This is a genomic window from Actinomadura sp. KC216 (assembly GCF_004348535.1).
Classification (GTDB): domain Bacteria; phylum Actinomycetota; class Actinomycetes; order Streptosporangiales; family Streptosporangiaceae; genus Spirillospora.
The window spans coordinates 47973-57271 of the sequence record NZ_SMJX01000013.1 but is presented as its reverse complement, the minus strand read 5'-3'; the positions used below and the strand labels follow the sequence as shown (position 1 = coordinate 57271).

The following is a 9299-nucleotide window of genomic DNA, read 5'->3' as shown; positions in this document are numbered from 1 at the left end:
GCGGGAGACGTCGTCCGGGCGGGGGCCGGGGTGCGGGCGCAGGCGCTCGACCCGGACGGCCGCCTGGTGGACGACTTCCGCGTCCACCGGCTCGGCAGGGTGACCGCCGTCCGCAACGCGCCCTCACCCGCCGCGACCTCGTCCATGGCCATCGCCGAACACATCCTCGACGTCATCGAAGGAAAGAACCGAACCTGACCCGCCCGCGTTCACGGCTACGGCTTGAACCGGACAAATCGGTAATGGCACGATGGAAACAGCGTGCAGGGCCCCTGATTCAGACATGGTGATCACCTCGTCTAGCAGGGGTTTCTTTGTGTCACCGGCCGAATGTCCGTATCGCGATCATGCCGTGCTCGGCGTCCGCCAAGACGGATGGAAAAGGGGTCATCGACATGCATCCTGTTTCCCCGATCGACGCGCATTCGCTGCTTTTGTTTCTGCTCCAGGTCGGCGTCGTCCTGCTGATGGCGCTGCTGCTCGGACGGCTCGCCGCGCGGTTACGGATGCCCGCGGTGGTGGGCGAGCTCACCGCCGGGGTCCTGCTGGGGCCGTCGGTGTTCCACCAGCTCGCGCCCGGAGCGTCGGGCTGGCTGCTGCCCGCCGAGCCGGAGCAGGTCCACCTGCTGGACGCGGTCGGCCAGATCGGGGTGCTGCTGCTGGTCGGCATCACCGGCGCCCATCTGGACCTGAAGCTGGTCCGCCGCCAGGGCGCCACCGCGGCCACGGTCAGCGCGTTCGGCCTGGTGATCCCGCTCGCCATGGGCGTCGGGATCGGCTACCTGCTGCCCGCGTCGCTGACCGGCGGGGCGCAGCCGGAGGTCTTCGCGCTGTTCCTCGGCGTCGCGATGTGCGTCAGCGCCATCCCGGTGATCGCCAAGACGCTCATCGACATGCGGCTGATCCACCGCGACATGGCGCAGCTCACGCTGACCGCGGGGATGATCGACGACGCGTTCGGGTGGCTGCTGCTGTCGGTGGTGTCGGCGATGGCGACCACCGGGGTGCGGGCCGGGGCGGTGGCGCTGTCGGTCGTCGCGCTGGCCGGGGTGCTGCTGGTGGCGCTCGTCCTCGGCCGGCTGGTCGTCGGCCGCTTGTTCCGGGCGGTGGGCGACCCGGGCGGGACGGTCGCCGTGGTGACCGTGATCGTGCTGCTGTCGGCGGCGGGCACCCAGGCCCTCGGGCTGGAGGCGGTGTTCGGCGCGTTCGTGGCCGGTGTCGTGATCAGCGAGTTCGGCCGGCCCGACCCGGCCCGGCTCGCGCCGCTGCGCACGGTGGTGCTGACGTTCCTGGCACCGGTGTTCTTCGCCACCGCCGGGCTGCGCATGGACCTGACCGCCCTGGCCCGGCCCGATGTCCTGGGGTTCGCGCTGCTCATCCTCGCGACGGCGTTCGCCGGCAAGTTCCTCGGCGCCTACTTCGGTGCCCGCGCGCGCAGGCTGACCAGGTGGGAGGGGCTGGCGCTGGGCGCGGGCATGAACGCCCGCGGGGTGATCCAGGTGATCGTCGCGATGGTCGGGCTGCGGCTGGGCGTGCTGAACGCCGAGATGTACACCGTCCTCGTCCTGGTCTCGGTCGTCACCTCGCTGTCGTCCCCGCCGATCCTGCGGGTGTCCATGAACCGGATCGAGGAGACCGAGGAGGAGCGGAACCGCATGGTGATCGAGGTCGGCTCCGAGGCCCCCGCGAAGGCGTACGTGCGGCCGGGCGTGCCGGACTCCAGCCGCAGCAGCGCCGGCGGTTAGGCCCGGGTGCGCGCCGTCACTTCGGCGAGAACTTCCTGATCATGAAGCTGCCGCTGCCGTGCACGCAGAGCTGCCCCGCCGTCGTGCGTATCTCGGCGTTCGCCGTGACGATCGTGTTGCCGCGGTGTGCGACCTTCCCTTCGGCCATCACCTTTTCTCCGTTGATGAGCAGCGGCCGCACATAGTAGATGCTCAACTGGAGGGTGCTCAGATAGTGGTATTCGGGAAGGACGGTCAGTACCGCCGTGGTCAGCGTCGCATCGATCAGCGCGCTCGCCAGCCCACCGTGTGCGGTCCCGGCGTTATTCGAGTGGAACTCGGCCGGGGCCACCGAAAGCACGGCGCGCCCCTCGTCGGCCGACTCGCCCTCGAAGTCGAGCAGTTCTCCGAACGGCGGTTTCGGCACCTCGCCCCGGAACATGGCGCGCACGGCCTCCAGCCCGGGCATGGCGAACGTGGAGGTCGCCGCCTGATCCGGGTCCTCCCAGGAAATCAGGCGGGTACGCTCATTCATCGAGCATTCACCTTTCGGTATTCGACGGCACGGCCATTTCTAGCATGACGATCATGGTTCCGTCTCCTTCCGGGCGGGCGAGAAGGCGACGTCGGTACCCGGCGCGAGCCCGATCTCGGGGCCCGTCACCAGCCGGTCCACCGCGATCAGGACGTTGTAGTGGTTGGGGAAATGGCAGGCGTCGAACCCCAGAATCCGGCCGATCGGGCGGCCGTCGACCAGGACGGTGTCGCCGGCGTCCAGCACGCCCGCACGGGTGATCTCGGTGAAGCCCAGGAATCCGACCCGGTCGACGAGGTCGCCGGCGCCGGCGGTCCGCTGGTCCGTCGTCACCAGCTCGTGGATCTCCCCTTGCCGGACGCATCTGCTCGCGAACGGCTCAAGCACCATTCCCCGGTCCTCGCGGCGGTGCTTGAGGACTTTGACCACCTCGCTGCGAACGGTGCGTTTCAGGCCGGATTCTTCGACCACGGCGGGAACGCGCCCGGGTTCGGCGGCGAGATCGTAGGCGGCGGCGACCAGATCGAGCGCGGCGACGCCGCCGGAGTCCGCGCGTCCCGCCCGGACGGCCGCCGCGAAATCGTCGAGGACGGCGGCGTACTCGTGGGACAGCGAACTCTTGAATTCCGGGTAGCCCGCGAGCATATCGGCGTGGCGTTCTCTGCCATCGGAATAGCGGATCGTGACGTCCTTGGCCTCGCCATGCGGATACGACCAGTCGAGTTCGACGGTCGCCGTCGTCCCGGACGGGGAGGACAGGGTGATGTCCGCCTTCCTGTCGATGCCGAGATCGTCGTAGACGATGCTGGACGCGGTGACCCGCACCTCGCCCAGCAGAAGCCTCAGCAGATCGAAGGCGTTCGGGCCGTTGTCGGCCACGCAGCCGCCCCCGCAGCGGGCGGGGTCGAGGTACCAGCGGTCGCCGCCCACGTGCTCTTCGATGCGTTCGAGGTAGCGGACGGTGACCGACTCGACGGCGTCCCGGTCCGCCGCCGTTGGAAGGATGGCGAGGACGTTCGAGTTGTACCGGCGGTGGAAGGCGGTGAAGAGCGCGACGCCGGTCTTCTCCGCCAGCCGCTGCAGCTCGTGGGCGTCCTTCGGCACCGTCGCGAGCGGCTTCTCGACGCAGACGGCGATACCCGCCTCCAGCGCCGCCCGGCACACCGCCGCGTGCAGGTCGTTCGGCACGTTGACGATGACGGCGTCCAGCTCCCCGGCGGCGAACATCTCCTCGTGGCCGAGGTAGCGCCGCACGTCCGGGTCGAGGCCGACCAGGGCCTCCTCCCGGAGATCGCAGGCGGCCACCAGCCGCATGTCGGCGCGGTTCTGCAGGGCCGCGAGATAGAACCGCGAGATCACGCCCAGCCCGACGACTCCGACGCGCAACCGGCTCATGTGACCTCCTCGGTCGTGGCGGGGACGGGTGCGGGCACCCCGGCCTCCCGGGCGGCCTGGGAGACTTCGGCGAGGAGCCAGTCCGGCACCGGAACGCCGAGCCTGAGGTTCTCCTGGGCCGTGGCGGCCTCATGCCAGCCGGGGTAACGCACGGGCGACTCCCCGTTCACGGGCGGGCCACCGGCCAGGACGCCGAACATACGCTCGGCGTCGTCCTGGAATCCGCCGGTCCCGCGCAGGGTGCCGGGGCTGATGGCAAGGGCGATCACGCCGATGTCGTCGTCCCGCCCGCCCGGACTCCCGTCGCCGTGCAGCGCCTCGGGCGACGGTCCGAGCCCCGCCCCCGGTAGCAGTGCCGCGAGGGTCTCCACCATGAGCCCGAGCCCGTACCCCTTGTAGGCCCCGGTCTCCGCCCTGCCCCCGAGCCACAGCAGGTGGGCGTCACCACGGTCGAAGGCCGCCGGGTCGGTCACGGCGCGGCCGTCATCGTCGGCCAGCCACCCCTCCGGGATGCGGTCGCCGGCCAGGGCCGCGGAGCGGATCCGCCCGGTCGGCACGACGGTCGTGCTCATGTCCAGGACGAAGGGATGCCCGTCCATGGCGGGCGCGGCGACGCTGAACGGGTTGGTGCCCAGCATGGCGGCCCGGCCGCCCGGCGGCCGGGCGATGCGCTGCCGCCCGCAGTTGGACGCCGTGATCCCGATCATGCCGTGCCGGGCGGCCCGGGCGGAGTGGAATCCCGCCACCCCGAAGTGGGTGCAGTCGTGCATGGAGACCAGCCCGATGCCGTGGGAGCGGGCGCGTTCGGCGGCCATGTCCATGGCCTCGCTCGCGGCCCACAGTCCGAGGGCACGGTTGGCGTTCACCAGGACGGCCGCGCCGGTGTCGTTGACGACGTCCAGGTCGGCCTGCGGGTCGACCCGCGCGTCGGCGAAGAGCGGGAGGTAGAGCCGGGCCAGGTTGAACAGGCCGTGCGACCTCACCCCGGTGAGGTCCCCGTGGCAGAGCGCCTGGGCGGCGATCTCCGCCCGCGGGCCCGGCACACCGTGCTTCTCGATGATCTGCGCGACGCAGCCGGTCAGTTCCTCGTAGGGGACCCGGGTCTCGGGTTCGTCCATGCTCATGAGTCCTTGCCCTCGTGCTGTGCGAAGCGGGTGAGTATCCGTGCGACGGCTTCGGCGAAGCGCTCGAGTTCGCCGAGCTCGGCGTACTCGCCTGCGGCATGGGCGTTGTTGCGGCCCAGTTCCCCGGGCCCGAAGACGACCGTGTGGGTGCCCGGCACGTCGGCCATCCAGATCGCGTCGCAGGTGAACGCGGGCTTGGACGCGGGCCAGGCGGGGATCCCGGCCTCCAGGAGGAACCGCTCGGCCCAGGTGTCCGAGCTCCGGAGTGCGGGCAGTCCGCGCTTGTCCCAGCGAAGCCCGGTGATAACGCGGGCGGCGGCGGCGGTCTCCGCCAGCAGCGGCACCCCGGCGAACGCCGCGTTGAACTCGGCGAGCCCCTGCCGGATCTCGGCGGCCATGGTGCGCTCCAGCCGCCGGGCGGCGGCGGTGGAGCCGTAGGACAGGTTGACCAGCAGCTCGCCCGACCCGTACACCCGGTTGTGGCGGTGTCCGGTGTGCAGCCCGGCGATGCACACGGCCCCGTCGCGCCCGTCGCCCCCGTCCGCCCCGTCGGCGCCGCCGAGCCTGCGTGCGAGGTGCTGGGCGAGGAAACCGAGGAGGACCGTCGCGTTGTGCCCGCGAGCCGGTTCGTCGTCGACGGCATCGTTGCCCGCCACCGAGATGCGCGCGGTCATGGACGCGGTCGCGCGCGCGAGCGCCAGCAGGCCGGTGGGCTCGCAGAACACGTTGAGGCGCCCGTAGTGGCCCGCCTCGACGAGCGGCCGGGTCCCGTAGACGCCCATCGCGCCGCCCTCCTCGCCGGCGACCGCCTGGACGAGGACCCCGGTCGTCCGGCCGAGCGACGGCTCGCGTTCGCACGCCGCCCGGATGCCCGCCAGCAGCGCCACGGCGGGACCTTTGGCGTCGATGGCGCCGCGCCCTTCGATCCGCTTTCCGGCCAGGCGGACGGGGAGGTCCCCGGCGACCGTGTCCAGATGCACGTTGAACATGACGACGTTCTCGGGAGGCAGTTCGGGACCGAGCCGCAGCACCAGATTGGGCTGTGCTTCGAGGAAGGCCACGGGGTCGTCGCCCGCCGCGTCCGTCACCGTGCGCGGGACGCCCTCACGTGCCAGGACGGACGGATCCGCAGGCCCGTCATGGACGACCCGCATGCCGAACCCGGCCGCCGCCTCCGCGTAGCGCGACTGCGCCTCGCCGATCCGGCACTCCGATCCCGGACCCGTCTCCAGGGGCCCGGCGGTCGGGAGGCGGAGCAGGTCGAGCAGGAGCCGCTGGTCGGCGGCCGAGACGTGGGTCGGCGCGGTCACCGCGGATCGCCCCCCGCCGTGACCGCCACCTCGGAGGCGACCAGCTGCTCCAGCCGGCGAGCGTAGGCCACAAACGCTTCGAGGCGCTGGTCGGCGGCGTCCGCGTATCCGTCGTGCGGGCGGACGCGCAGATGGGGCTCGACGCTCCAGACTCCGGAGTACCCGGCGGCGAGCAGCAGCCTCAGGCAGTCGGCGACCCGGCACTCGCCGTCGCCCGGAAGCGTGTAGGTGGCCGACGCGGCCGGCCCGATCGCGTCCTTGACGTGGACATGCGCGACATGGCCGACGATCTCCTTGAGCAGCGCGTGGCCGTCGTAGCGGTGCTCGACACCGTTGCCGATGTCGAAGAGCAGCCGCAGCGCGGGGCTGCCGACCGAGTCCAGCATGTCGAGCATGCGCGGGGCCTCGCGCGAGGCCCAGCCCGCGCAGTTCTCGTGGACCAGCACGATCCCCGACTGCTCGGCCTCGCCGGCGAGGATCCGCATGCGCCTGATCACCTCGGCGCGCCAGGCGGCGTCGTCCAGCCCGTCGTTCGGGTAGGACATGACGCGGATCAGGCCGGTGCCGAGCAGATGGCATCTGCGCATCAGGATCCGCAGCTCGGCCAGGTCGGACTCCAGGTCGGTGCTGACCGAGCGGGCCCAGTTGCCGATGCGCGAGTCCAGGCAGACCGTCGCCAACCCGGCGCCTGCGAGGGCGGTGCACACCTCCCCGAACTCGCGGTCGGAGAGGTCGGCGACGGCGGTCCCGGCGATGCTGCGCAGCTCGATGTCGCGCCAGCCGACCGTCTGAAGCGCCGCGATCTGCTCGGGCAGCGTCCGGCCGGTCTCGTCGCCGATGGCGCCGAGCCGGATCCGGGACGGGGGGATGAGCTCGTCAGGCATGGCTGGCCACCGCTCCTAGGTCGGTGAGGCGGGGGATCGGGGGTGCCGCGGCGCCGTCGTCGAGCCCGCGGCACATGGCCTTGGCGTCGTCCAGGAGGCGGGCGACGCGCAGGCCGAGGCCGAACTCGTCGCCGTCCGGGCGGGCCCCGGCGAAGGTCAGATAGGTGTGGCGGATGAACTCGGTGAGGGAGTCGTCCGGGAACCGGTCCTCGGTGGTGCCGCCCGGGGTCGAGACGAGCGCGAAGGCGTAACAGTCGCTCTCGCTCACGGGGTAGTGGCCGGTGAACGTCCCGCCGGTGAACCGCAGCGTCAGCCGCCGTTCCCGGACGGGGGCCGCCAGGTCGGAGAAGATCCGCGTCCGCGCCGCCGCGTGCCTGAGCGTCAGCCGGCCCGCGCCCATCCGGGGGACGTGCGCGTCGCCGATGCGCAGGTCGCTCCACGAGGCGGCGGCCACCTCGGCGTCCCCGGCGAGCGTCAGGGCGACGCCCACCGAGTGCGGCGGCTCGACGTCGAAGACGGTGAGCCCGCTCCCGTCCCGCAGCGTCCGCTCGAAACGGGGCTTGCGCTGGGAGAACGTCACCGACCGCAGCTCGCCGAGGGTGCCCGACGCGACCAGGTCGGCGGCGCGGCGCGTCAGCGCGCTCGTCTGCCAGGGCGCCACCACGATGATCCGCAGCCCCAGTTCCGCGCGCAGCTCCGCGATGCGCCGCGCGTCCGGGTAGCGGTCGGCGAGGGGCTTTTCGAGCAGCAGGTGCCGGAACCCCAGCTCGGCCAGCCGCCGGACGGTCTCCACCCGCTGCTGCGGAGGCGTGCAGACGTGCACGACCGTGCGGCCGGGATCGACCAGCTTGCGGGCCTGCTTCAGCGACTTGAGCAACCGCAGGCCGGGCGGTGCGTCACCGGCCGCGGGCCCGCGGATGTCCCAGGCGAGCGGCGGTTCTCCGGAGAACAGGCCGGAACTCTCCGGCTCGGATCTCAGCTTGCGCAGCACCGGCCAGTGCAGGCCGGTGCCGGCACGGCCCATCCCGATGATCAGTGTGTGCACGGGTCCGGTCCGCCTCAACGGTCGCGGTAGGCGACGTGGTGCGCCATCTCGATGAGTTCGGCGCGCCACGGCGGGGGTAACGGCGCGTCGTGGAGCAGGGCGGACGCCTTGCCGACCAGCTCGCCGATCAGATGCTCCACCTGGACGGCGACGCCGCTCTCGCGGAGCAGGGTGTGCAGGTCCGCCGCCGCGGGCCGGTCCCTGCCGGGGCGCCGGACGAGGTCGCGCACCCGGTGGTCGCGTTCGGCGGCCAGCGTGAGCAGCAGCGTCATCTTGTACCCGGCCGTGTCCTGCCCGGTCGGCTTGCCGGTCACGGCGCTGTCCCCGGTCAGATCGATCAGGTCGTCGCGGAGCTGGAACGCCTCGCCGACCCACGTCCCGTACCGGCGGAAGAGCTCGTCGAGGTCGGTGCGCCCGGCGACGGCGGCGCCGAGCGCGAGCGGGCGGTGGATGGTGTAGTGCCCGGACTTGCACACGGCGATCCAGCGGGCGAGCCCCGTGTCCATCAGCGACTCGGCCGCGGCCCGCACGTCCATGAACTGCCCGACGATCATCTCCGCGCGCAGCTCGGCCCACACCTCGCGGGCGGCGGCGGGCAACCGGGCGGCCAGGCCGTCGGCATAGGCGTGCGAGAGGTCGCCGGCCAGGATCGCGACGCCCTCGCCGTAGCGGCGCGGGTCGCCGGTCAGCCCCCTGTCCTGGTGCTCCCGCCCGTAGGTGACGTGGATGGTCTCGACACCGCGCCGGACGGGCGAGTTGTCGAGGACGTCGTCGTGGATGAGCGCGAACACGTGCAGCAGTTCGACGGCGGCCGCGGCGTCCACGATCTCGTCCGCCCGCTCCGGATCGCCGCCCGCCGCCAGGTATCCCGCCACGCAGAACGCCGGCCGCAGCCGCTTGCCGCCGGCGTCCATCATGCGCTGGACGGCCGCCACGAGATCGGTGGACCCGTGCCCCAGCGAGGACCATTTCGCGACTTCCGCGGCGAGCAGCCGATGGATCCGTTGTTCGGCGCCCCGGACGAGGTGCTCCCGTGCCGTCCTGACGTCGGCCGAGGCCGCGGAACGTGTGGTCGACATTGCCGTGTCATGCCTTTCTGGAACGAAAAGCTCACCTAGCCTGGGAACGCCTCCACCTTTCCGACTCCCCGACGACTATCGGCTGTCATGCTGGAAATAACCACCTCAGCTTGCAAGGCCGCCGGTGATCATGTCAACCAAAGTGCCGGAGCAATAGCAGACTAATGGTCGCCTGTGAACGGTCCTGCCATGGCCTGCTATGG

The 9299-nt window shown here is 71.8% G+C and carries 8 protein-coding genes and 1 pseudogene; 2 read left to right on the top strand and 7 right to left on the bottom strand.

The genetic code is table 11. The features are described 5' to 3' along the window. Together E1264_RS04385 and E1264_RS04380 are read left to right on the top strand one after the other, a co-directional pair. Positions 1-198, top strand: a pseudogene (locus E1264_RS04385) (L-2-hydroxyglutarate oxidase); the annotation flags it as partial. Between the two features lie 197 nt (positions 199-395). Beyond that, the gene (locus E1264_RS04380) at positions 396-1745 is read left to right on the top strand and encodes a cation:proton antiporter (protein WP_132169793.1); all 1350 of its coding nucleotides are present in this window, start codon (positions 396-398) and stop codon (positions 1743-1745) included. Between the two features lie 16 nt (positions 1746-1761). Here the strand turns inward: E1264_RS04380 and E1264_RS04375 are convergent, their stop codons facing one another. The 7 genes from E1264_RS04375 to E1264_RS04340 are packed head-to-tail and all read right to left on the bottom strand — an operon-like array spanning position 1762 to position 9096. Continuing rightward, positions 1762-2259, bottom strand: coding sequence for a PaaI family thioesterase (locus E1264_RS04375; RefSeq protein WP_132169791.1), 498 nt, complete (start codon positions 2257-2259; stop codon positions 1762-1764). A 51-nt stretch (positions 2260-2310) separates the two neighbouring features. Beyond that, positions 2311-3654 (bottom strand): Gfo/Idh/MocA family oxidoreductase, encoded by a 1344-nt coding sequence (locus E1264_RS04365; protein WP_243710741.1) that lies wholly within the window; start codon positions 3652-3654, stop codon positions 2311-2313. Further along, a complete protein-coding gene (locus E1264_RS04360; RefSeq protein WP_243710740.1) occupies positions 3651-4772 on the bottom strand; it encodes an Ldh family oxidoreductase in 1122 nt (373 codons plus the stop codon). The genes E1264_RS04365 and E1264_RS04360 overlap by 4 nt, the downstream gene beginning before the upstream one ends. A gap of 2 nt (positions 4773-4774) precedes the next feature. Beyond that, a complete protein-coding gene (locus tag E1264_RS04355; protein ID WP_132169787.1) occupies positions 4775-6088 on the bottom strand; it encodes a M20/M25/M40 family metallo-hydrolase in 1314 nt (437 codons plus the stop codon). Beyond that, the gene (locus tag E1264_RS04350) at positions 6085-6972 is read right to left on the bottom strand and encodes a sugar phosphate isomerase/epimerase family protein (RefSeq protein WP_132169785.1); all 888 of its coding nucleotides are present in this window, start codon (positions 6970-6972) and stop codon (positions 6085-6087) included. The genes E1264_RS04355 and E1264_RS04350 overlap by 4 nt, the downstream gene beginning before the upstream one ends. After that, positions 6965-8017 (bottom strand): Gfo/Idh/MocA family oxidoreductase, encoded by a 1053-nt coding sequence (locus tag E1264_RS04345; protein WP_132169783.1) that lies wholly within the window; start codon positions 8015-8017, stop codon positions 6965-6967. The genes E1264_RS04350 and E1264_RS04345 overlap by 8 nt, the downstream gene beginning before the upstream one ends. Positions 8018-8031: 14 nt before the next feature. After that, positions 8032-9096, bottom strand: a complete 1065-nt coding sequence (locus E1264_RS04340) for a polyprenyl synthetase family protein (RefSeq protein ID WP_132169781.1) — start codon at positions 9094-9096, stop codon at positions 8032-8034. Between the last annotated feature and the right edge of the window lie 203 nt (positions 9097-9299).